Raw genomic sequence first — 23,612 nt, forward strand, 5'->3', positions numbered from 1 at the left:
GTCTCATACAAGAAAGGCCGCAGTTTTGCGGCCTTTCTCGCGTCTTCCCCTTATGTCGGACCTGACCCCAGGTGGCAGGCTGTTTGGTGGTTGGAAGCGGTTTGACGGAGGATTGGTTCTTCCCGGGCACAGCGGTCGAAGGCGTGGGGGCAGCGGGTGCGGAAACGGCACCCGGAGGGAGGGTTAAGAGGGCTGGGCACTTCGCCGGAGAGAATAATCCGCTTCCTTCTCAACTGTGGGTCGGCCACAGGGACCGCCGACAGCAGCGCCTGGGTATACGGGTGCCGGGGATTTTGGAATAACGATTGTTTGTCGGCAAGCTCCACAATCTTTCCCAGGTACATAACGGCAATTCGGTCACTAATGTGCTTAACCACACTAAGATTATGGGCAATAAAGATGTACGAGAGCCCCAGTGTTTCCTGCAGCTCTGCCAGCAAATTCATAATCTGAGCCTGAATGGACACATCCAGGGCTGAAACCGGTTCATCACAGACCATTAACTCCGGCTGCACCGCCAATGCCCGGGCCAGCACAATGCGCTGCCGCTGCCCGCCGCTAAATTGGTGGGGATAGCGGTCCAGATGCTCACTGCCCATACCAACCAAAGAGAGCAGAGACACTACCTTTTCCTCCACCTCTTTTCTGCCCTCTGCCAGACGGTGCACACGTAAAGTCTCTCCCAATGCTCTGCCAATGGTCAGCTTGGGATTTAAGGCACCGGCGGGATCCTGAAAAACTATCTGCATTTTTTTACGGTACGGCAGCATCTGCCGGGAATTAAGCCCGGTGATGTTTTTTCCGTTGTAGAAGATTTGCCCGCCACTGGGGTCAAGCAGACGCAGAATAACCCGCCCCAAAGTGGACTTGCCACAGCCTGATTCCCCCACAATCCCCAGCGTTTCCCCCTTGCGCACCGTAAAACTCACTCCATCCACCGCACGAAGCATGGGAGGAGAAAAATACTTCTGCAACTCTTTTACTTCCAATAATACGGTCATGGCGCTACTCCCTGGGCATAAAGCCAACAGCGTACCGTGGCGTCACCACGGACGAAAACCTGCGGTTCCTGGCTTTGGCAGTGTTCCATACATTGCGGGCAGCGCGGGTGAAAACGGCAACCTGTCGGCAGGTCCCACATATCCGCTACGGCGCCGGAAATGGTATGCAGCCTTTTTTGCCCGCCCGTCAGTTCAGGCCGGGACTCCAGCAAACCTTTTGTATAAGGGTGCAAAGGCCGGGAAAACAAGGAATCTACCTTTGCTTCCTCCACCAGCTTCCCGGCATACATCACCATTACGCGATTGGCAACCTCCGCCACGATGCCCAGGTCATGGGTGATCAGCAGTACGGCCATTCCCAGTTCATTTTGCAGCTCACAAAGCAGCTGCAGAATCTGCGCCTGCACAGTAACATCCAGAGCTGTGGTGGGCTCATCGGCTATTAATAAATCAGGCTCACAGGCCAAAGCCATGGCCAGCATCACACGCTGCTGCATACCGCCGCTTAACTGGTGCGGATAATCACCCAACCGCTCAGCGGCGGACGGGATACGGACACGCTCTAAAAGTTCAATTGTCTTTTTGCCGGCAGTTTTTTTATCGGCCCGTTGATGTGTCAGGAGAGCCTCTTCCACCTGTTCTCCCACGGTAAGGACCGGGTTCAGTGAAGACATGGGCTCCTGAAAAACCATGGAAATGCGGCGGCCGCGCAGTCGTCGTTTCTCTTCGGCAGATAGGGTCTGCAGTTCGGTCCCGTCCAGCTGCAGGCAATCTGCCCACACGTCTGCGTCAGGTGAAGAAATAAGCCCCATAATGCTGAGGGCCATGGTGCTTTTGCCGCACCCCGACTCCCCCACCACAGCCACAATTTCTCCCCGGCCAATTTGCAAGTCCACTCCGTCCACCGCCCTAACTACACCGGCCGGGCTATTAATTATCGTTCTCAGGTTTTGTATCTTTAGAAGCACAGACATGGAAGTCACCGCTTTCCTGCATTTCTGGTGGAACAGGTTATTGTTTTTGGCTCCAGAGCATCTCGGAGACCATCACCACAAAAATTGAAACAAAGAACGGTAACAAAGATAGCCAACCCCGGAAAAAAAGCCAGCCAAGGCACCTGACGCAACAGCACAATATCCTGAGCCGCATTTAACATGCTGCCCCAACTGAACATGGGAGCCTGCAAACCAAGGCCCAGAAAACTAAGAGCAGATTCGGTAAGGATGGCATAGGCCACTAAAAGGGTGGCATTGACAATAATAACAGAGGAAACATTAGGCAGGATGTGCACAAAAATTATCCGGTAATCGGAATACCCCAAAGCGCGGGCCGCTTCCACAAACCCCTGCTCTTTTAAGCTTAAAAACTGGCCGCGTACCAGGCGGGCTACCCGCATCCAGCTGGCCAGTCCAATAATGGCGGCGATGCCAAACACGTTTGGTTTTACAATGCCTGCCATAATCATCACCAGCAAAATTGTGGGCAGTGACAACAGAATATCCACCAGCCGCATCATCCAGAAATCCAACCGGCCGCCGTAATACCCTGATGCGGCACCATACACTGTGCCAACGGCCACGGAAATCAGCATGGTTAAAAACCCCACCAAAAGAGAAATCCGAGCTCCGTATAACATCCTGCTCCACAGATCCCGGCCCAGATGGTCCGTTCCCAACAGGTGCTGAGCTGAAGGCGAAAGCTTGATGGCGTCGGAGGAAAGCCGGATAAGGTACGGATCATGGGTGGCCAGAAGCGGGGCCAAAGCTGCGGCAAAAGTTATCAACAACAGCAGCACTGCGGAGATAACTGCCGGCCGGTTGGCCCTAAAGGCAGGCCAAAAAGAACCGGAATATCCTGTCGGTGTATGAAGTTGAGAATTTTGCAAGGACGGCATACCGGTCATGTTTTAATCACCCTTCATATTTTACCCGCGGATCAAGTCTGGTGTAGAATAAGTCGGCCAACAGATTACCCGCCAGCACCAAGATAGCCGTTATCATGGTGATTCCCATCATAACCTGGTAATCATTGTTGGTTACCGCACTAAGAAACAGGCGCCCCATCCCGGGCCAGGCAAAAATCTGCTCAACTATTACCGCCCCGGCAAAAAAAGCAGGCAAGTCCATCCCCATCAGGGTAACAAGGGGCGTCAAGGCATTGCGCAAGGCGTGCCGGTAGAGAACTTTTCGCTCCGGCACCCCTTTGGCCCGGGCGGTACGAATATAGTTTTGATTAATGACATCCAGCATGGAAGAACGTATATAGCGGCTCCAGCCTGCCACCAGAGAAAGGCTGAGGACAAAAACCGGCATAATCATGTGCCGGATGTATTCCCACAGGAGAGCAAAGGGGCGGGTAAAGGGCGGAAATACCGATGGGTCAAACCAAGGTGTCATCTGTCCTCCCGCCGGCAGCCAGCGCAGCCAGACGGCAAATATATAAATTAAAATCAGGCCAAACCAGAAAGCGGGCACAGACAGTCCCAAATAAGAACCGGCGGTCAGCACCGAATCCACAATGGAGTGCCTGCGGGTTGCCGAATATATGCCCAGCGGCACGGCTATGATGAGGGCCACCAGAAATGAAGCGCCCATCAGCCGCAGGGTGGCAGGGAGACGGGCCATTATTTCCTGTGAAACCGGCTGCCCCGTCATATACGAAAGGCCCAAATCACCTTGAGCTGCGTTGCGCAGCCAGATAAAATAACGGATATGTGCGGGACGGTCCAACCCCATATTCTTTTCTATCCGTTCTCTGTCCGCCCTGCTGATTCTGGGATTATCGGCGTAACGGGAAACGGGAGTCCCCGGCGCCAGTTCCATCAAAAAAAAGGTTAAAGCAGAAATGACTAACAGAGAAAGAATTGACATCGCTATTCTGCGAACAATCTTATTTCTCATGGTTGCTTTAACCCTCCCCATGTAAAAAGCATTTTGTGCAAAAGAAAACGGAGGCAGAAAGCTACCCCCGCTTTCTTCAGTTATTACAGCTTAATTCCATTTCCACTCATACATGTTCCAGGTATTATTGGCCTGAGTGGGATTAGGTCTAAAGTTTTCCAAATTATCAGGAACTGCTACCACGCTGTTCATAAAGTAAACAAATAGGCTGGGCAGCTCTTCAGCCAGGATTTCCTGTACTTCATGATAAATCTCAATCCGTTCCTGCCGGTCTGAAATTTTAAGCCCTGCTTCCAACAACTCATCTACGCGGTCATTTTTATAGCCTGCATAGTTCTGGCCCGTTCCGTATTCGTCGGGAATCTGAGTGGAATGCCAGATAGGTGTACTGTCCGGATCAAATCCGCTGGACCAGGCAAAAACGATTACATCAAAATTCATACTGGTAAGGGCATCACCGAACATGGGCCCGTCGAAGCTTTCCAGTTCCACTTCTGCACCAATGGCTTCCCATTCCTGCTTGGCAATTTCCTGGTAACTGGCATAGGCAGGATTTCCCGCTATGGTGGTGATGGTAAAGGCCAGACGTTCACCGTTCTTTTCCCGCACACCGTCATCACCGCGGACCCAACCGGCCTCCTCCAGGAGCTCTTCAGCCTTATCCGGATTATAGCTATACTGTCTTATATCAGGATTATAGGCCCAACTCACTGGCGGTGTGTCGGAGTACGCCGGAGTCCCCACACCTCCCAGAACAGTTGCGATGAACTCTTCCTGGGGAAAGGCATAGTTTAGTGCCTGCCGAACCTCTTTATCCTGAAACTTGGCCAGGCGCAGGTTGAAGTCGGCGTGCATATACACAAAACCGGGGTATTGGTATACTTCGATGGCCTGTCCATTTTCCTGTAAGGAGACCAGCGCTTCATATTGGCCGGGCTGCGCTCTGTCATAAATATCAATCTCACCGGTTTCAAACTGTGCCAGCAAAGTGTTGGCATCGGGGATAATTTTAAATACTACCTGCCCGATTTCCGGTTGACCCCGGTAGTAATCCTCAAAAGCTGCCAAAAGTATATAGTCGCTTGTCTCCCATTCCACCAGCTCGTAGGGGCCGGATCCTATGGGGTTGCGGGAAAAATCACCGCCTTTGCTCAGTTCCTCGCCATTTGCCAGAAACTCTTCTTCCACCAGATGCTTTGGCACAATGGAAGCATCGGCATAAGCCCAATATTCAAGCCAGGTAACATCGGGTTCATACAGGGTAATGGTAAAGCTGTACGGATCGGTCACCGTAAATTCTTTAATTTTATCCCACATCATCCGGGAAGGAACCGCATTATTTTCGGCAATCTTCATTTGATATGTAAAGTACACATCTTCTGCGGTAAGTTTCTCGCCGTCATGAAAGAGGACATCGTCACGCAGCTCAAAGCGATATTCCAGCCCGTCTTCGCTTACCTCAGGCAGCTGAACCAGTAAATCGGGTTCAAACTCCATTTCCTCGTTTACCTTAATCAGGGTAGAAAAAATACCGTTTAACACGTCGGCTTCATTGGCGGATTCCGTCAGGATTGGATTCAGTGTTTCTATATCTACCTGCATTCCCAACACCAAAGGATTGTTTGCCTCTTCACCGGACGGTGCACAAGATACAGTGATAGCGGCCACTATTGTCAATATAAACAGGAGAATAAATGCTTTTCTAAACAGGTTGACCTCCCCCTTAATGGTTTTTCTTTAGATTTGCAAATATAATCAGTAATGTTCGCGAATATGTAAGCATTTCCCTGCCAAAAAGGTAAAAAATGTTGACCAATGTAGAATATGGTCGCACTTTTCAGTTTTAACCTTGTGTTAAGAAAACCACTTTTTAGCCGGCAGGGATTTAGGGAACAATATTGAATTTTTAGCATAGACTTAGCTAGGAAACATGACATCAACCGGAAAGGGGTTATTTCCATTAATATCGCATTTTTTCTGATTCCAAAAAAAGAAGTGGTATTCCTCCCCGTAACCTGCACAATGCGTCAGGCCATTGAACGGATGGAATACCACCGCTATACTGCCGTACCTCTGGTGGATCCGGACGGTCGCTATGTGGGCACCATTACCGAAGGTGATTTATTGTGGAAAATGAAAAATACACCGGACCTTACCTTTGAAAATACAGAGAAAATTTCTTTAAAAGACGTTCCACTGCGCATTGAGAACGAACCTGTACGAATTGAAGCAAAAATAGATAATCTGCTAAACCTTGCCATTACTCAGAACTTTATCCCTGTGGTGGATGACGAAGGGGTATTCATCGGCATCATCCGTCGACGGGAAATCATTGAATATTTTAGCAGACAGTTGCTGGCAAAAAACGGTTCCTGTTAACCACTTATTTCATCAGTTTTCCGGCCTCCATGGCCAGCGGAGAACGCTTAGTTTCGGTCAGAGTAATATGGGCATGCAAAGCACTGCCCTTCATTTTTTCCACCGCCCAGGACAATCCATTGGTGCGGGAATCTAAAAACGGATTATTGATCTGTTCCGGGTCACCGACCAGGACAATTTTTGTCCCCTCCCCGGCACGGGTTATAATCCCTTTGGCTTGTTTTGGTGTCAGGTTCTGTGCTTCATCGATGAGGATATACTGGCCCACGATGGACCGGCCCTGCAAATAAGCAATGGCTTCGGTCACAACTTTACGGCTCATAAACAAATAGGAGATTTTGCTGTCCAGTTCTTTTTCATGTTCTTCCCGTTCCGCCCGTGAATGAATCAACTGTTCCAGATTATCATAGATGGGCCTCATATAAGGAGCAATTTTATCTTTTTCATCTCCGGGCAAAAACCCAATGTCCTCGCCCATGGTCACAGACGGACGGCAAATTAGCATACGCCTGTAAACGCTCTCATCCAATGTTTTTTCCAACCCCACTCCTAAACCCAAAAGTGTTTTGCCGCTGCCGGTGGCTCCCATGATGGTAACCAGGGGGATATTATCGTCCCGCAAAGCCTCCCGGGCAAACTTCTGCAATAAATTGAGCTTAAAATTATAAAAATCGGGTTTTGTATCCCTTAGCAGGTTTAAACGCCTCTGATCATACCGGGCCAACGCCGTCTTCTGCTCATTAATATCAGACTTTAAAAGAATAAATTTATTGACAAGCATGTTTTTATCCCAGGCAATACTACCACTGGCATACAGTTCATCCAGCAACCCATCCGGCACAATTTCTTCGGCCCACCCCGTATACTGTTCATCTATATCAAACTCAACCTGTTCATTACGGTAGTCCTGAGCCTGAATACCTAACACATCAGCTTTTATCCGCAGGAAAATATCTTTGGTAACAATTATCACCGGTCGGTTGTGTTTTTGCAGACCTCTGGCCACCGCCAGAATCCTGTTGTCCGTTTTAAACTGGGCCCAGGACTGGGGCAGTTCAATTTCTTCCAGACAGTTCATTTCCACTCTCAATTCCCCGCCGTTAGGCAGCGCTACTGCCTGATACAGACTGCCCTGTTTACGCAATTCATCAAGGAAGCGGGCAATCCAGCGCACATTGGCACGGATTTCATAGTTTACATCTTTTTTCTTATTATCCAGCTCCTCCAGTACCACTTCGGGTAAAACCACTTCATTTTCCTGAAACGCCAGTAAAGAGTACGGTGATTGCAATAGTACACTTGTGTCCAGAATGTATGTTTTTTTCAGAAAAAGTCACTCCTTTAACTGAATCCGTTTCGCCCTTTTCTTATTTCATATATATGAAAAGAAAGCGTCTTTCACCTCCCGAGGGAAAAAAAAATAATGGTAAAGTTTGGCATAGATAGTGAAATGGTTTAATTCGGGCCAAAAGAAAGGAGTGGGAAAAATTGACGTACGAAGAATTACGCAGATTGGCCAAGCAGACCAACTGGGAAAAATCACGCCTGCTTTTTATTCTGTTAAAAAAAGTAATGGAACTGCTGCGTGAGGATGACTTTAAAAACAGCTATGTCAGGCATCTTTTTAACGACGAAAATAATGAATTAGAGCTCTACATCCTCAGCACCAAGAACAAACTGTTCGCAGCCAGATACCTCTATAATGCTAAAACCTCCCAAATTACCGTTTATGACCTGACAGCCGTTGAAAAAACTGAACTAACCGAGTCTGCCGAAGGTGACAAGGTTTTAACAGTAACATTTACCGATGGAGCCGTCATCCGGCTCAACAGCCGTGAAAATTATGATAATGAACATAAAAACTTTCTAATAGACTTCACCCGGGATTTAATCGACCTTGCTTAAGGGAAAAGCCCTGCTTCAAAATTTGAAGCAGGGCTTTATTCTTTGATAAACAACTGAACCAGCACAACCTTGTAGAGTTTGCCGTCCTCTCCATCAACCACAGCGGCGGCCACCCCTACCCCTATATGGGTAAAAGCCGGCTCCATCATATTTTTGCGGTGCCCCGGGGAGTTCATTAAGCCACTATGAGCTTTTTGGGCAATATCCGTCATAAAATCGGCGTGAAAACTGCCATACTGGGTCCACAGGTTTTCCGCCGTTGATGCTGGAACAGGGCTTATATGCGCTGTAATCATCTCATGCGGCGTACCCAATTCCGCTGAATCATGGGCCAATTCATTATAGGGGAGATTCTGGAGAATATCTTTAGCTTTTAACTGAGCCAGTGCATCTAATTCTGCATGGGGCTGCAGCACGCCTAAACCCTGGCCTTCCCGCTCCGTATTGAGAAGGGCAATATTTTCTTTGGCAATGCCCTCAGAGAAAACGGTGCCGGCAGGCGGCGACTCCGGCATAAAGAGCCAGACAAAAACCATTTTATATTGCTCTGTGCCCTCTTCAACCACCGTTTTACCAACACAAGCCACTCCAACCTTGCGCATCCGGGCATTTAGCAGGTTATTGCGGACATTTTCTGATTCGGTAATATCATCTGTAGTTTTTTGGGCAAACCACTCTACAAAACGCTGATTATTTGCGCCTGTGGCAGAAACCTGATTAAGAGTAAAAGTGGTAGCCGCCAATTGGGGATACGGCTCCAGTTTCTGTTGTATTTCCCCGGTAGTGACTTCTCCTTCAGCTGCAAGGTAGCGCTGAGCAACCCAATTTGCCACCTGGGATAATTCTTCGTTGAGAACAAGGGGTGATTGGCCGTTTATGTATCTCTCCTCATTCATTTTTTCTACGTTTTCCGCCGTTATATCATGGTACAAGCTAATTTGCCCACCCCCCGCCTCGGATGGCACCCTTTCCGAATCACTGCCCGCAGGCACATCCTCTATGGGATCTGCCGGTTCCGGATCTCCGGTTACAGTGTCTTCTTCCGACATAGTCTGCGGCCAGGGAATCCCCGGACAACCGCTTAGAAATATAAGCATAGCAAGCAATACAAATATACTGAAGCCACGCTGCTTTTTCATCTAGCTATCCCCTTATGCTTTTCTTCAATTATACAGCAAAACAACTTATATCACACCTTATTTAGACTGACCATATAATATTTAATATACGATAAATAAAGGAGGTTGATGCCATGGCCCCCAAAAAGATAAAAGGCATTTCCGGTTCCCGTCGTGCCACATATGCCCCCACAACCGACATTATCCCCAGTCCTCCCCAGACCTGTGACGGCTTCATGTACGTGGTCAGGCCGCGAGATACTCTTTACTCTATAGCCAGAAAGTTTAACTGTTCCGTGATGCAGCTCTTGCAGGCGAATCCTCAGATTAGCTCTCGCTCCGGCACTCTTTTTATCCGGCAAAGAATCTGTATTCCCGATGTTGTTGATGTTTTGCCCGCTCACAAACTTCTCCCGGCAGGACCAAAAGTATTATTTGTGGAACTGTTGGATTCCATGGGTAACCCGCTGCGTGTTATGAACGGTTTTGTTAGCCTGGCACCAAGAACATTCATCCGGGTGGTGTTCTCCGAACCTGTCAATCAGGTTTACTTCTTCTTTGTCCCCAGCAGAAGAAAAATTTTCCGGCCATCTTTTCTCATCGGAGAAAGAACATTGGTTCCTCCAAGCCGCTCCGTCCGTTTCGTCTGGGATGTCCCCCGGGGAATTCGCGGTTCGCTGTTTATAGTGGGTTGTACGGAAAGGATTTGCGGTCCTCCGGAAGAACTTTTGGTCAGACGCCCGTAGCATGATACACTGCTTTACCTCGCCCCAACCGGGGCAACAACAAAGCTTGCTCTGTTCGGTTCCCTCAGAGCAAGCTTTTGTGTATAGCACTTCTGCAAAGTTCCATTATTTTAGCTATTTTACAACGGTAATATTGGTTTGTGAACAATTAACTACTCTATTGCTTACACTGCCCAGAAACATGCCTTTCAGACCGCCTAAGCCCCTGCTGCCCAGTACGACTTGGTCGAAATCACCCTCCTGGGCAATCCGGCAAATCACACCAGCCGGGTCGCCTGTTTCCAGCCTGGTGGTAACAGAAAGTCCGGCTAACATTTTTTCAGCTTCTGCCAAAGCGTTCTCGGCAATTTTTTTCATTGCCTCTGCAATATTGATATCAAAACTATGCACCTCTGCATAAGCTTCATGGGCACGGAGCTGAGCCAGTTCCTGAGCCACTGACAAAACGGTTACTTCCGCTTTTAGGGGGGCGGCAATTTCCTTCACATATTGCAAAGCCTTCCTGGATGTATCAGAGCCATCGGTGGCCACCAGTATTTTCATGGGAAATCTTCCCCTCATTTTTGTATTTGTTGTTTTACCTGATAACCGTCACATTGGTTTTTACCGAGTTTACAACCTTGTTGCTTACACTACCCAGCACCATACCTCTAATGCCGCCCAGCCCGCGGCTGCCGATTATCACCTGGTCAAAGCTTTCTTTCTCCGCCACATCGGTGATAACCCTGGCCGGATCGCCAACTTCCAGTCTGGTATTAACGGCTACACCTTTTTGCTCAAACAGCTTTTCCGCTTTGTTTAGGGCTTCCTGAGCACTTTTTTTCATGTTTTCCAACATGTTATCCTTAAATCTGGCTATGTCCGCATTGGTTATCCCTTCATGACTCATTGCCATAGGAACTTCCTGCGCCACGGATATGACGGTAATATCTGCCTTCAGGGCCTCCGCCAACTGCAGCGCATATCCCAAAGCTTTGTTTGCAGTTTCCGATCCGTCTGTGGCTACTAAAATTTTTTCCATATAAACTCCTCCTTTATATTCCTGGTTCTCTATGCCATGAACTTCGGTTATATAAAGGATAATTCCTGCGATTTAGAAAAGCGTTAATCAAATTTTCATAATTTAGGGACAACTTCAGGACATGGCTTTCATTCTGTCTAGAAACCTGGAGCGGAGAGCATCGCTCATCAGTGCTCTTTTCATTCCTGGCAAGCGCAAAAATCCGCCAAGCATACCCTTCATCAATTTGGGCGTCATACCCTCGGGGTGCGCAAACAGCAAATCCGGCAGCGTATCCCGTTCCAGAGACTGCAACAGGACCCTTTCAAAGGTGTTTTCCGGATGCAGCACTTTCTGCTTACGTTTCTTGAGGACAAGGGCCTTAGTGGGACATTGTACAGTACACACCCCGCAACCCAGGCAATACTCAGTATCGATTTGGGCTTTTTTCTCCTCCTTATCTGTCACCCCAATGGCGTCAACAGGACAGGCCTGTACACACTTGCCGCAACCTGTACAACCCTCCAAAACCGCAGCGATAAAAGAAGAGGTAACCACAGCATTGGCATAGCCAAAGCGACTGATTCCGGCCAAAGCGTTACAGCAGCATTTGCAGCAATGACAGATAAAGGAAACATTTTTCTGCACATTATCGGCGTTTAAAACCAGGCCATATTGCAATGACCGGGCTAAATTTTCCAAAGCGTCTTCTTTGGAAACCTCCCTGGCCAGATTATTCCGGATTAAGTAATCTGCCGACTTACCCATGGACGAACACATTTCCAGCGGCACATCACATTGCTTCTCTCCCACATGCATTTTTTCATGCCGACAGGAGCAAAGGCCAATGGCAAACTTGTCGGCTTTTTCAATAATGGCGGTGGCTTTTTCATAATCCAGGATTTCCACATGTTCACCCAGAGCCGATTCATAGGGCAGGGCCCGAAGCGGTGAAATGCGCTGCCCGTCTTTGTAGTTGGCGGCAATAAAATCCTCATCGCTTAGGTACTGATGAAAGAGTCGGGCCCAATGCTTTGAATCGGTGTTTTCACCCGTTCTCATCATTGTAAATTCGAAAACGCCAATGACCATGGGTGAGGGCATATAACGATATTTACCTTTCACCCAGATATCAATAACCAATCCTTTAGAACACAGCGAATACAGTGTTTTTTCCAGAAACTCAGTGTCCAAACCACTGACTCTGGCAATCTTATCCAGACTTGATAAAGCATAAGGCATTTTACAGTATACTTCTGCTTCTTCCGGTGTATAAAGTTCTTTAAGGATTTCATAGAGTTTTTCATTCCACGGCACCCTTACCTGCATGGAATCCATTTTACTGCCCAGCTTCCGATAAACATCCTTTCCCACTAAATGTCCCATTATTGATACCGCCTTCCGCAGATGAATATAGTTAGCAAATTCAATATTACTATTCTGCAAACATTCTCAATATTCCTACTTTGAACCACAAAGTATTAAAATCCCTTGATTATCCATACCAGGATTGGTTAAACTGGAACAGGGTAAAATATCCGGCAGGAGGTAAATAGATGGAAAAGATCAGCTACACCGAAATAAAAAACAATGCGGAACTCCGCACTTATATCCAAAAAGGAGACGACCTGTTAAGCGCTCTGGGCTTTACCGAGCATGCCTTTGTCCACGCCAATAAAGTGGCGGAAACGGTGGGAACAATTCTTTTGGAGTTCGGCTTCAGTGAAAGAGAAGCGGAGTTGGGCAAAATCGCCGGCTATATGCACGATATCGGCAACCTCATCAACAGAGACGGACACGCCCAGTCCGGAGCCATTCTGGCCTTTAATATCCTAACCCGAATCGGTATGGATCCGGCGGAAATTGCGCTGGTTTCAGCAGCCATCGGCAATCACGATGAAGGCAACGGTAAACCCATTAACGCCCTGGCAGCCGCCTTAATTCTGGCTGACAAAAGTGATGTGCGCCGCACCCGTGTTAGAAACACCGAACTTGTCACCTTTGACATCCATGACCGTGTAAACTACGCCGTGGAAGAATCCACACTGACGGTGGACGGCAAAGAAAAAAGTGTTTCACTCTATCTGAAGGTGGACACCTCCATCTCTTCAAAGATGGAGTATTTTGAAATATTTCTGACCAGAATGATGATGTGCCGTAAAGCAGCAGCCTTTTTAGGCGGCAATTTTGAACTGATAATGAATACTACAAAACTATTGTAAAACAAAGTGGGGTGATTTTCATGAAAGCAACGGAAGGTAAAATCGGGCGTGTTTTTGTCATACGCCTGGAAGAGGGTGACGTGGTCCCCGGCTGTATTGAGAACTTCGCAGCAGAAAACAACATCAAAGTGGGGTTTGTAAACATAATCGGTGGTATTGGCTCCGGCGAGGTAGTCACCGGTCCTCGCCGCACATACGAGATGCCTCCAAGCCCAATGGTGCTGCCGGTGGACGGCGCTCATGAAATCACCGGTACCGGAGTACTGGTCCCCGGTGATGACGGCCGCCCCCAGCTACATCTCCACGCTTCTTTGGGCAGGGCCGGCAAAACCACCACCGGCTGCCTCAGGCCCGGAGTAAAAACCTGGCTGGTAGGTGAAGTGGTTCTCTGTGAAATTCTGGGCGTAGACAGCAAAAGGGTTCTTGACAATAAAAGCGGCTTTGCCCTGCTCCAACCCTGAATCAGCAAAAGCTGATTCTTTTTTTTTCTATATTAGGAAGAATTAACACATTTTTAAGCGGTACTAAGAAACACTTAACCCCTTCCTAACAAACCTGTCATACTATGGGAGTAAAGAGATTGTCGAGGGAGGGGCCAATATGTCAAACAGAGCACGTCTGATAACAGCTGCAGTAATTGTCGCCCTGCTTTTGGCCGGCGGCAGTATAGGCATGATACATTACAACAAGCAATTCTCTGCTCTAAAGGATGAAGTAAGAAAGGTCAATCGTCATAACCACACACTGCGCGAACAGAACACTTTTCTGAAAAACCGGGTTAATGAACTGGAAAAGGATTTAGCCGCATATCAATTGCCTGACAAAGAAGAAAAACCCCAGGAAGAGGAGTCATTTAAAGAAGAGCAGCAACCTAAAGCAAAACAACCTCAAGAAACAAAACAAAAGCCCCAGGAGAACCATTACGGCGGCAGTGGACCCACAGCATACCTTACCTTCGACGACGGCCCCAGTAAAAACACCCTGGCCATCTTGGAAATTCTAAAACAGGAAAACATCCCGGCCACATTTTTTGTGACCGGCAACAATGTTTCCGGAGAGGAATCGGTTTACAAGCGGATTGTAAATGAAGGTCACAGGCTGGCAAACCACACCTACACCCATAACTTTGCAGAAATCTACCAGTCTACGGAGGCCTTCCTGGCAGACTTTCTGAGGCTTGAAGAATTCCTTTACCAGGAAACCGGTATACGCACCGATATGATGCGGTTTCCCGGGGGAACCCAAAGCGCCATGGCTCAAAAGACTTCCGGCTACAATATCGTTGGGGAACTAATTGGTGAAATAAAAGCTCTTGATTATGATTATTTTGACTGGAATGTTTATTCCGGAGACGGTACCGAAACGCCTCCCAGTGCTGAAATTGTGAAAAACGTCCTCAGTGGGGCTGATGGTATAGCCGGAGATATAGTGGTCCTGTTTCATGACAGCCGCACGAAAAAGTCTACCGTGGAAGCGCTGCCGCAAATCATTGCCGAGCTTACGGAAAGAGGCTATAGTTTTTCCGCCCTCAGCCCCGGGGCTATCGAAGTAAAACATAGATAAGCAGAAAAATAATCAGCCTTGCTCCGAGTAAGGCTGATTTGTTTTTCGGTAAGCTTTATGGACAAGCCCGCCAATGATAAATGTTATACTGACCACCAGGCCGATATACAGAGGATTTAACTCCCAGGGCATGAAGATCCCCGCCGCAATCACACTTGCCGGACCGGCCACCACCGCCAGTGTCCCCGCCTGTGGTGAAACTTTCCCACCCAAATAAAGCACACCCAGCAGCGGGAAAAATATGGTAGCTCCACGCAGTCCCAGGGACAGATAACTCCACTCCAGGATGATTTCACTGCCGCCGGCCAGATAGATTACGCAAAGACCCACAAAAAGGATCAGGGCAATAAACAGCCTAAAAGCCAACAAAATCCCGCGCTCCTTTACATTCGGACAAATGGGCTGAAAAATATCGCGGCAAAGCATGGTGCTAACTCCCAAAGTGAGCCCGGCGCCGGTACCCACAGCCGCTAAAAGCAAAGTAGCCAATACCACTCCCGCCAGCCAGGGGTTCAGATAACCAAGCACAAACAAAGGCAGGGCCTGCGCTGGAATAATATCCGGGTGATTAATACGCATAAACAACCCTACCATAATCCCTGCAAGGCCTATCAAAGGCCCGATAACGGCGCTAAGCAGTGCGCCCCGCTTTGCTTTGGCCACATCCCCGGCCGCCAGTACCGCCTGAAAATAAATCTGGCTGGACAACACCCCCACAAAGAGGGAAAAGGCAGCTGCCAAATCCTGGTTTACCCCGCGTCCAAATAAACTAAACCAGGGAAACCGGGGAAATGCTGTAGCTATACCGGCCGGCCCTCCCATGTGGTACAGAGCAAAGCCGCCACATAACATCAGAGAAAGTACCGTGAGTATAATCTTTGCCGTGCCGATTAGACCCGTAGCCCATACACCACCGGACAGCACATAGATGCCCATCAGAATCACCGCTACCATGGGCGCATAACGGACAGACAGCGGCAGAACAGTGACCAGCAATGCCGAAGAGGACATAATCTGCGGAACAATATTAAAAAAAATTCCCAGGGAAACAAAAATCACGGCAAGAACGCCGGCTGCTCTGCCATACTCCGTTTGCAAAATTCCTGTTACCGTTTCCTCTGTCCGTTGCCACAAAGGCCTGGCCAGGAAAATGCCCAGAAAAAAACAGGCTATTCCTCCTCCCAGTGTAAACCACCAGGCGGAAAAACCGTACATAAAGGCCAATTGCGCTGTCCCCACCGTAGAAGCGCCTCCCACCAGCGTTCCCATGATGGTTCCCGCCACCAGAATGCTGCCCGCCTTTCTCCCGGTTACGGAAAAGTCCTGAGAATTCTGGACCTTTTTACCCGAATAGCTTCCCAGAAAAACAATTAATAATAGTGTTAATACCATCCCTACTCCATGTTGGCCGGAAAGAGTCATGATCTAATCCTTTCTCGTCTGCGAGGTGTATAATTCATAATTATTACAGAAGTAGCCATTTAATCCCTGCAAAGTAAAAAGGCTATATCACATCATAGCCTTTTGCATCTGCTTTCTTACAATTGTTTAGGCCTCGTCATCCACTTTTTTTTCATTTGTCTCCCTTTTCTGCAGCAAACTCTGTAGTAAATTATGGCGGCGCAGCCAGAGGACATAAAGGACAGCCCCTGCATAAAGCAGACCGCCCACAGCAAAAACACCGCCTCCAAGAGCCCTCATTAACAGATATGGATGAAGCAGTTGGTGGGCCACGGCATAATCCATTCCCACTATTCGCACTAAATAAGTCTGCAGCAAGCCTGCCACCGCCAGTGCTCCGCCCATGATTATCAGTCCTGCGTTTAGCAGCAGAAATCCCCAGACAGCCCAATTTTTCTGCTGTTTTGGCCAGTGGCTGTCCCGGGTCAGTATATAAGTACAGCCTGCCAGCACCAGCATACCAACGGCCCCAAATAACGCCAGATGTGCATGGGAAGATGTTAAATATGTGGCCCTGGCATAGCGGTTAAAGTGTGGTACCGCCAAAAGCATCCCCAGCATAGCTGCGCCTGCCACATGATAAACTACACTGGCAAAGGTAAATCCAAGAGACAGCCTGGCACCAAAATTTAAGCTTCCCCAAGGGACTTCCCGGATTCCAAGATAGAAGATGTACGCCAGCAAAAATAGGGCGGCCACCTGAATGACGCTAAATATCCCTCCTATCCACAGCCACATTGGAGGAGTACCGATCCAATAGTAATGATGGCCGGTAGCAAAGGTTGCTCCCACAATTAACAGGGCAAGCTGCAGAAAAAGCAATTTCTCCAGTGTTTTTCTCCTGGCTTTGCCGACAGTTAGTAAAAAAGCCACCAAAGCCCCGATTAAGAGCAATTCTTTGCTGAGTTCTTCCCACATGTGCACTACCCAGAAACGGATTATTTCATCGATGGTTGGATGCACATACTCTATCAGGTTGGGAATAAAAAGGACAATTAGGGATATGGCTCCTGAGAGCATCCCCAACATTGTGACCCTGCCACGAACAGCACTTAAAAAATAGGTGCGGGTCAGATTATAAACAAAGATGGCCAGTCCCACAGCAATCCCCAGGTCAAATACCAGCGCCGCTTCTCTGTATTCCATCCCGCGCATCAAACCAAAAGCAAGAAAGGTGATGGCTCCCAGTCCGGAAGCGATAAGCACAAAAAACTGCAGCCACGCCAGCCTAAGGCTGTAGAGCTCTTTTTCCGCCTCCTGGATGAAAAAGTAATAAACCATACCCATAGACCCCAACAGCGGCCAGAAAACAGCTATATTCAGATGTACCGCACGGCCCACTTCTGCCCGAACGGGGCTGGGCAGATTGGGAAACACAGCCTCAGTTGCCCCAAAGGTAGCCGCCACGCCCTGGAAAGCCAACAACAATAACGTCACAAGGGCATAGGGTATGGCTACCGCCTGAGATACATATTCAGGCTCTTTTACCTTTTTTGCCGCCGGCTTGTGACGGTGAAAGAAGAAATCGCCAATTTGGCGCAGAGCCTTAAACATGACATCAATCCTTTGTCTCCAAATCTTCAGGCACTGTAATTAGCGGTGCCGGGGGCCAGTCAAGATTATCTATCTCATCCACCAGGCGCAAAAACGTCAGCATATGCACAATCTCCGCCCCTGCCAAACCGGGATGGCGCCTATGGGATGGCTCCATTAAAGGTGGTTCCAGGAAAAACTCTTCCAACCATCCTTCACCCCGCCGTGTTACCACATCAGTCAAATCACTGGCCGAATAACCGCCGCTGCCCATAATGGCATGGCACTGCATGCACCCTTGTCTCTCCCAGAGTTCCTTTCCTGCAGCAGCTTCAGGAGGTACTACGGAAGGATTTACCCGCAAGATGGAATAATAAATCAGTACAGCAAAACCTATAACAGTAGTAAGGGAGATGAGCAGATACCAGATCTCTGTTTTCTTCATTGGCTCTCCTCTTTTAACGCTTTACCTATATTATTGTAAATAGTTTCCCGTTCTATGAAAAAAGTTAGTGTTCCCGTTTTGGGACACTAACTTTCTTCTGCGGTTTTCTTATTTAGTTACTGACTGATAAAAAGCTGTGTAAAAGTCAAACCATATTTATCACTGGCCTGAATGCCGATGCCTACATGAGTATAGTTTTCATTCAGGATATTTTCTTTATGGCCTGACGATTTCATAAAATTATTATGAGCGGAACCTACACTGCCGGCACCGGCAATATTCTCTCCAGCATAACCATAACTGATACCAAAGGATGTTAGCATTTCAAACGGAGTACCGTAAGTTGGAGAAGTATGGGAAAAATAACCGTTTTCCGCCATATCCCGGCTTTTTAGCCTGGCCACATCCGCCAACAACGAAAAAGTTTTAAGAGGCTCTAAGTCTCTTTGAATCCTTTCCTGATTCAGCTTGTCCAGCATTTGCGTCTCTCCCTGGGAATGGCTGGCTGCAGGAAAAGGTGGGTCCTCATCCTCCTGAGGTTTAGGCTCGGGTGCGTTTTCAGCAGTGTCCGGGCTGTTTTGTGGTGAAGCGTCATTTTGCTTTTCAGTTTCTTCTTCAGCTTTAGGTGTGGAATCGGCAGAGGGTGTCGCCTCGTCTGCCTGCCTTTCTTCTGCAGGCCCTGCCGCGGGCTCCTTGCGGTCTGTATCCTCTGAAGCAGCCTCTCCTGTATCAGCAACAGATTGCTTACCGGCAGCTTCTCTTCCCGGGCCCGACTCTACCACCCGCAATGATACCATTTCTGTCCTCTTAAGCGTAATGTCTTCTTCTGTAAATCCGGAATCAATCTGCCCTGATCCCGGCATAACATTAAATAAATATGTTGAAACAATAATTACCCCTGCAAACAGAAGTTTTCCGGCTAGCGGTTTTAGTCTAGTCATGTCTGTCCCTCCGGCAGTTACTTCTGTTCTATTTTACCATCCTCAGCGACAAACTTCACTATAAAATTACATAAATTTTCCTCTGGCGCTAATATTTCCAGCTAACAAAAAAAGTACCTGCATTAATACAGGTACTTCAATCTCCAACCAGTTCCAAAGCAGCTTTAATCTCTTCAAGTTTTAATTCTCCGTGGTTTATCTTGGCGTTTATAATATCCAGCATTTCATCCGGGGTATATTCGTCCCCATTGTCAAATCCCAGTGCATCCCATAGATTAATGGCGCGTTCTTCATTCTCTTCTGTAGGCAAATAATCTTCGTCTGACCTTCTTTCAGTCATGGGATTCTCCTTTAGCTTTGTCTGTATCTTTCCCCCTGTTTGGCAGGCTATACCGGCCCCAGGTGCTAAAAATTCTTATGAAAAAAGATGGCCAATTGCGTCCTGTCTCTCAGGTTAAGCTTAACCAATAGATTAGAAATATAATTTCGCACTGTGCCCGGTGTTAAAAAAAGCTTTTGGGCAATCTCATCATTGGACAACCCCTCACCCACCAACTTTAGCACTTCAAACTCCCGCTTGGTAAGCTGAAAACTGGCGGGATCCTTCTTTTTTTCCCCTTTTAAGATTGCATGTAGCGTGCCCGCCACTTCTTTTTGGAAAACGGTGTTCCCTTCCCCCACAACCCGTAAACTGTCCACGATACTATCCAGGGACTGGTTTTTCAACAGATATCCTTCCGCCCCGTTTCTTGCCGCCTCTGCAATGTATTCATCATCCTTAAAGGTAGTAAGTATTACCACCTTGATGTCCTGGTAATGCTCCTTAATCAGCTTGGTCCCCAGTACTCCGTCCATCACCGGCATTCGCACATCCATAAGCACAATGTCCGGCTTATTCTCCACACACCGCTCATATGCTTCCCGGCCATTTGCAGCCACGCCGCTTACCTCAAAACCCTCTTCCATTTCCAAAAGCACTTTCAAACCGTCTCTGATTAAGGCATCATCGTCTACAATTAAAACTTTCATCTAAGCACCCCCTTGGCGATACAGCATACAGACAATCATAAAACCGTCATCACAACTGATGGACAGGTTCCCTCCCAGGTTCCGGACCCGCTCCTTCATACCGCTGATACCCATGCCTTCCCGGATAACTTCACACCCAATGCCATTATCTTTAACCATTAACCGGGTGTACTTTTCATTGGTTAATAACTCTATTACAACCTGGGTGGCTTTTGAATACCTAACCGTATTGGTCAGCGCTTCTTTAATAATGGCAGCGGTAGTCTCCAGATGCTCCGCAGGCATAAGGTCAAAATCTCCCTGGTAGGAAACTTCAACGGGACAAAATGTATAGTCCCCGATTATCCTCTTGATATATTCTATGCCCAGCCTCTCCCGGGGTTTTAGATTATATACTGTCTGGCGGGCCACCGTCAGAGCGTCGGCCAACTTCTCTGTACATAACTGCAAAGTCTCTTTGGCCTTATTGTCATCTTTGCCCACCAAACGCCCGGCCACCTGCATCTGAATCAAAACGCCGGCAATACTGTGCCCGATGCTGTCATGAATTTCCCGGGCGATGCGGTTTCGCTCTTTTATTTCCGCCAGGTGAGCCGTTTCTTTGGCAGAGGCCATCAACTTGTTCCTGGCTTCCTCCAGCGAATATCTGAGATGCCGCTCATCATCCAGTCTTTTGCAGTAGTCGGTGTACTGTGCTTCCCATCTCTGCAGAATATAGCCGGCCAGTATACCTGTTGCTGCCAAAAGCAAAATCAGCGGCATTTCCCGCCAAACGCTAAAGAAAATTATCAGCGCCACGCTCAGGGCCACTCCCATGTAAACCTGGTGGTAGGCAAAATCAAAGGCCAGCAAAGCATACAACACTGACAGCGGCATTCCCGCATAAACGGCTGCCGTCACAATTACCAGCTGCAGTGCCACCAGAGATACATGCTGCCAAAACCTCTCTTTAACCACATAAACGCCCACCAGCAACAACACCACCAGCAGTTCTTCCACGCGGAATGATTCTCCGGAAGCCAGCAGATAAACCAGCTGCAGGAGAAACAGTCCCTGCATAATATATCTCATAAATACCTCAAACATCTTTTTTCTCGATTATATACCAATCGCCCCTCCGAGAAAAGAACAAGCTGCTTTTGATAAGCAGCTTATTCTTTATTTGGCCACATCGGCTCTGCGCATTGTGCCAACCAGGAAAAATACACCGGCAAAGGCCGTTAAGATCATCAACTCCTGTGTGATGGAGCCTAAGTCACCACCGTAGAGCAGTTTTTGCACACCCGACATCACCCAGGAGGTGGGCAGGAAATTGCCGATGCTAACCAGGATATCCGGCATATAATCTCTGGGCCAATAGGACCCACCCAACATTACCAAAGGCGTGGTCAGCAATAAGATTGTAACGTAGGCATGAACCGGAGTCTTGGCGTAGTTTGAAATAATCATGCCCAGAGCCACTGTGACCACCGCAAAGAAGAGAAACAGAACTATCATATTCAATACCGAGTTACCGAAGTATAAATTAACACCGAAGTGCAGCAATCCTATAATGGCTATCACCTGCAGAGCGGCAATCATCATAAAGCTCAACAGGCTTTCGGCCATGTACCTCTTCATACTCACCGGGCCGCTGAAAATCCTAAAAATAGTTTTATTCTGCCGGTCTTCTGCGATGATGCCCGTGGTCATTACCGACATATACAGCATGAACTGGACCAGAAAACCCATGGCCGTGGTGCTTTTATTTCTGCTGATGTCACTGTTTACAGTAAAAGACATGAACAGCTGTCCTTCTGAAAACACTTTCATTCCCTGGTAAAACAGTGCTTCATTATAATTGGCCGTTTCTGCCACATCATTTGCACCATCCAAATAGCTGTTGATAAAAGCTTCCACAGGCAGTGCCATGTTAGTTCCGCTGATGGAATAGCCTTCTACCTGGGGAGATTCGCCCCGTACTAACTCTTGAGTAAAGCCGTTGGGCAAAACCACCACATAATCAGCATCCCCTTCAATTAAAGCGGGGACAATCTCACCTTCGGCCACATCAACAATTCTGAAATTCTCCTCCAGGCTTTGTGCCAACTCCCGGGTAAAGGGAGTCTGATCGGCATCGATTACAGCCAGCTGCAGCGGCTTTTCGTAATCCAGCGATGTAAAGATCAGGATAAACAGCAGGGGCACTACCAGGATAATTAACATCCGTACTTTACTGGTCAAAATCCGCTGCATATTTGTTTTAAAGAAAGTCATGCCAATCTTCTCCTTCCCACTGCCAATGTTAAAGCATAGACCGCCACCGTGCTCAAGAGCAATACGATTATGTTAGAACGTATCACCTGGGGAGAACCGGCAAAGACATTGTTAAAGATTGCTGTGGCCGCATAATGGTTGGGAGAAAGCTTTGCCAGCGTATCATTTACCGTACCGCCAAAGGCCCCGCCGGTTATGGCAAATACAATCATTACCCCCCAAAGCGCCCCGATGGCGCCCACGGAGTTTTTAATCACAGCGCCCAAAAACATCCCCACACCGATGGAAAATACCACAAAAATCAGGATTACGCCCAGATTAATAAGCTGGTTTCCACCCCAGTTGGCCTGATAAACAAACTTGGAAAAAGCAATTACCACCAGAGCCTGAGCAAACAACACCCCTATATTGGCCATGGTCCTGCCCGCCAGAATCTCATAATATTTAACCGGAGCGCTTTTAATTCTAATCAGTGTGTTTTTGTCTTTGTCTTCCCGCATGGCGGCAATGCCAAATAGCGCACCAATTATCAGTACCTGTAAAAGTGTCTGCACCGAGTAATAGTCAAGTGCTGTGGGAATTTGCCCGTCTGTGGTAATGGCCTGTGCTCTAACATGACTACTCCGCTCTCCCTGGGCGGGAACCCCTCCCAGAACAGTCACCGCCAAAGCACCGTTAACACGGTTGATATAGTTTTCCACCAGACTTTTGGCCAAAGGATTTTGTACATTGGCCAAAACCTGAATCTCTGCAGCTTCCCCGGATCTCAACGCAGCACCAAAACCGGCCGGGAGATATACAAAGGAATCTGCCTGGCCGCTGTCCAGGTAAGCCAGGCCCTCCTCGAAGTCGGCCACCCTCTGGACATGGGCCACCTCACCCATATCATCGCTTTGTAAAAACTGCGCAAATTGTTGTGCAGCTTCACCGTTATCGTCGATAAAATAGGCAACTTCTTCCCGGGGCAGATCCTGTGGCGAATGAAATCCGTCCAGAGCTGTTCCCAGGATAATGATTAAGAGGATAGGCAGCACCACCACAAACAGCAGGGTTTTGGTGTCCTTTAGATTTTTAATTGCGGTATAGTAAGCAATACTGAATATTTTCATCATT

General features: G+C 48.1%; 25 protein-coding genes. 6 read left to right on the plus strand and 19 right to left on the minus strand.

From position 1 onward, the window contains the following. Window positions 1-50: 50 nt before the first annotated feature. The 5 genes from DEALDRAFT_RS10230 to DEALDRAFT_RS10250 form a co-directional block, all read right to left on the minus strand. Window positions 51-1,001: an ABC transporter ATP-binding protein gene (locus DEALDRAFT_RS10230; protein ID WP_008517214.1), complete on the minus strand. Its 951-nt coding sequence runs from the start codon at window positions 999-1,001 to the stop codon at window positions 51-53. Continuing rightward, entirely contained in the window at window positions 998-1,975 is a 978-nt protein-coding gene (locus tag DEALDRAFT_RS10235; protein WP_040378910.1) for an ABC transporter ATP-binding protein, read from the minus strand. The genes DEALDRAFT_RS10230 and DEALDRAFT_RS10235 overlap by 4 nt, the downstream gene beginning before the upstream one ends. Window positions 1,976-1,980: 5 nt before the next feature. Next, a complete protein-coding gene (locus DEALDRAFT_RS10240) occupies window positions 1,981-2,904 on the minus strand; it encodes an ABC transporter permease (RefSeq protein WP_008517216.1) in 924 nt (307 codons plus the stop codon). Between the two features lie 7 nt (window positions 2,905-2,911). Further along, complete coding sequence (locus DEALDRAFT_RS10245) at window positions 2,912-3,901, minus strand: ABC transporter permease (RefSeq protein WP_008517217.1); 990 nt, start codon at window positions 3,899-3,901, stop codon at window positions 2,912-2,914. 90 nt (window positions 3,902-3,991) lie between these two features. After that, window positions 3,992-5,503 (minus strand): peptide-binding protein, encoded by a 1,512-nt coding sequence (locus DEALDRAFT_RS10250; protein WP_143753440.1) that lies wholly within the window; start codon window positions 5,501-5,503, stop codon window positions 3,992-3,994. 357 nt (window positions 5,504-5,860) lie between these two features. On the opposite strand from DEALDRAFT_RS10250, the gene DEALDRAFT_RS10255 reads away from it, so the two are divergent. Next, on the plus strand, window positions 5,861-6,280 hold the full coding sequence (locus tag DEALDRAFT_RS10255; protein WP_040378887.1) for a CBS domain-containing protein: 420 nt from the start codon (window positions 5,861-5,863) through the stop codon (window positions 6,278-6,280). A 4-nt stretch (window positions 6,281-6,284) separates the two neighbouring features. Here the strand turns inward: DEALDRAFT_RS10255 and DEALDRAFT_RS10260 are convergent, their stop codons facing one another. After that, complete coding sequence (locus DEALDRAFT_RS10260) at window positions 6,285-7,607, minus strand: PhoH family protein (RefSeq protein WP_040378888.1); 1,323 nt, start codon at window positions 7,605-7,607, stop codon at window positions 6,285-6,287. Window positions 7,608-7,768: 161 nt separating this feature from the next. On the opposite strand from DEALDRAFT_RS10260, the gene DEALDRAFT_RS10265 reads away from it, so the two are divergent. Next, window positions 7,769-8,185 carry a hypothetical protein gene (locus DEALDRAFT_RS10265; RefSeq protein WP_008517221.1) on the plus strand — a complete coding sequence of 139 codons (417 nt, stop codon included), beginning with the start codon at window positions 7,769-7,771 and terminating at the stop codon, window positions 8,183-8,185. Window positions 8,186-8,220: 35 nt separating this feature from the next. Here the strand turns inward: DEALDRAFT_RS10265 and DEALDRAFT_RS10270 are convergent, their stop codons facing one another. Then, window positions 8,221-9,324, minus strand: a complete 1,104-nt coding sequence (locus tag DEALDRAFT_RS10270) for a CAP domain-containing protein (RefSeq protein ID WP_008517222.1) — start codon at window positions 9,322-9,324, stop codon at window positions 8,221-8,223. Window positions 9,325-9,437: 113 nt separating this feature from the next. On the opposite strand from DEALDRAFT_RS10270, the gene DEALDRAFT_RS10275 reads away from it, so the two are divergent. After that, entirely contained in the window at window positions 9,438-10,049 is a 612-nt protein-coding gene (locus tag DEALDRAFT_RS10275) for a LysM peptidoglycan-binding domain-containing protein (protein WP_008517224.1), read from the plus strand. A gap of 114 nt (window positions 10,050-10,163) precedes the next feature. On the opposite strand, the gene DEALDRAFT_RS10280 is transcribed toward DEALDRAFT_RS10275, so the two are convergent. From DEALDRAFT_RS10280 to DEALDRAFT_RS10290, 3 genes are all read right to left on the minus strand, one after another. Then, the gene (locus tag DEALDRAFT_RS10280) at window positions 10,164-10,592 is read right to left on the minus strand and encodes a universal stress protein (protein WP_008517225.1); all 429 of its coding nucleotides are present in this window, start codon (window positions 10,590-10,592) and stop codon (window positions 10,164-10,166) included. A 34-nt stretch (window positions 10,593-10,626) separates the two neighbouring features. Next, window positions 10,627-11,070 carry a universal stress protein gene (locus tag DEALDRAFT_RS10285; RefSeq protein ID WP_008517226.1) on the minus strand — a complete coding sequence of 148 codons (444 nt, stop codon included), beginning with the start codon at window positions 11,068-11,070 and terminating at the stop codon, window positions 10,627-10,629. A gap of 114 nt (window positions 11,071-11,184) precedes the next feature. After that, window positions 11,185-12,435 carry an ATP-binding protein gene (locus DEALDRAFT_RS10290; protein WP_008517227.1) on the minus strand — a complete coding sequence of 417 codons (1,251 nt, stop codon included), beginning with the start codon at window positions 12,433-12,435 and terminating at the stop codon, window positions 11,185-11,187. Between the two features lie 170 nt (window positions 12,436-12,605). Between DEALDRAFT_RS10290 and DEALDRAFT_RS10295 the strand changes: the two genes are divergently transcribed. The 3 genes from DEALDRAFT_RS10295 (at window position 12,606) to DEALDRAFT_RS16105 (ending at window position 14,834) form a co-directional block, all read left to right on the plus strand. Continuing rightward, complete coding sequence (locus DEALDRAFT_RS10295; RefSeq protein ID WP_008517228.1) at window positions 12,606-13,271, plus strand: HD domain-containing protein; 666 nt, start codon at window positions 12,606-12,608, stop codon at window positions 13,269-13,271. A 20-nt stretch (window positions 13,272-13,291) separates the two neighbouring features. Further along, window positions 13,292-13,732, plus strand: a complete 441-nt coding sequence (locus tag DEALDRAFT_RS10300; RefSeq protein ID WP_008517229.1) for a PPC domain-containing DNA-binding protein — start codon at window positions 13,292-13,294, stop codon at window positions 13,730-13,732. A 139-nt stretch (window positions 13,733-13,871) separates the two neighbouring features. Beyond that, window positions 13,872-14,834 carry a polysaccharide deacetylase family protein gene (locus DEALDRAFT_RS16105; protein ID WP_008517230.1) on the plus strand — a complete coding sequence of 321 codons (963 nt, stop codon included), beginning with the start codon at window positions 13,872-13,874 and terminating at the stop codon, window positions 14,832-14,834. 12 nt (window positions 14,835-14,846) lie between these two features. Here DEALDRAFT_RS16105 and DEALDRAFT_RS10310 read toward each other — a convergent pair whose 3' ends face one another. The 9 genes from DEALDRAFT_RS10310 to DEALDRAFT_RS10350 all read right to left on the minus strand — a co-directional run bounded on the left by DEALDRAFT_RS10310 (window position 14,847) and on the right by DEALDRAFT_RS10350 (window position 23,608). Beyond that, window positions 14,847-16,256 (minus strand): sodium:solute symporter family protein, encoded by a 1,410-nt coding sequence (locus DEALDRAFT_RS10310; RefSeq protein WP_083798742.1) that lies wholly within the window; start codon window positions 16,254-16,256, stop codon window positions 14,847-14,849. Between the two features lie 126 nt (window positions 16,257-16,382). Next, window positions 16,383-17,849, minus strand: a complete 1,467-nt coding sequence (locus tag DEALDRAFT_RS10315; protein ID WP_008517232.1) for a cbb3-type cytochrome c oxidase subunit I — start codon at window positions 17,847-17,849, stop codon at window positions 16,383-16,385. Between the two features lie 4 nt (window positions 17,850-17,853). Next, window positions 17,854-18,273 (minus strand): c-type cytochrome, encoded by a 420-nt coding sequence (locus tag DEALDRAFT_RS16110; protein ID WP_008517233.1) that lies wholly within the window; start codon window positions 18,271-18,273, stop codon window positions 17,854-17,856. Between the two features lie 116 nt (window positions 18,274-18,389). Continuing rightward, window positions 18,390-19,214, minus strand: a complete 825-nt coding sequence (locus tag DEALDRAFT_RS16115) for a CAP domain-containing protein (protein ID WP_008517234.1) — start codon at window positions 19,212-19,214, stop codon at window positions 18,390-18,392. Between the two features lie 136 nt (window positions 19,215-19,350). Next, the gene (locus tag DEALDRAFT_RS10330) at window positions 19,351-19,554 is read right to left on the minus strand and encodes a hypothetical protein (protein ID WP_008517235.1); all 204 of its coding nucleotides are present in this window, start codon (window positions 19,552-19,554) and stop codon (window positions 19,351-19,353) included. Between the two features lie 65 nt (window positions 19,555-19,619). After that, a complete protein-coding gene (locus DEALDRAFT_RS10335; protein WP_008517237.1) occupies window positions 19,620-20,243 on the minus strand; it encodes a response regulator transcription factor in 624 nt (207 codons plus the stop codon). After that, entirely contained in the window at window positions 20,244-21,314 is a 1,071-nt protein-coding gene (locus DEALDRAFT_RS10340; RefSeq protein WP_008517238.1) for a sensor histidine kinase, read from the minus strand. Between the two features lie 87 nt (window positions 21,315-21,401). Beyond that, a complete protein-coding gene (locus tag DEALDRAFT_RS10345; protein WP_008517239.1) occupies window positions 21,402-22,499 on the minus strand; it encodes an ABC transporter permease in 1,098 nt (365 codons plus the stop codon). Beyond that, window positions 22,496-23,608, minus strand: coding sequence for an ABC transporter permease (locus DEALDRAFT_RS10350; RefSeq protein ID WP_008517240.1), 1,113 nt, complete (start codon window positions 23,606-23,608; stop codon window positions 22,496-22,498). The genes DEALDRAFT_RS10345 and DEALDRAFT_RS10350 overlap by 4 nt, the downstream gene beginning before the upstream one ends. Window positions 23,609-23,612: the final 4 nt, after the last annotated feature.

The organism is Dethiobacter alkaliphilus AHT 1 (assembly GCF_000174415.1).
GTDB lineage: Bacteria > Bacillota > Dethiobacteria > Dethiobacterales > Dethiobacteraceae > Dethiobacter > Dethiobacter alkaliphilus.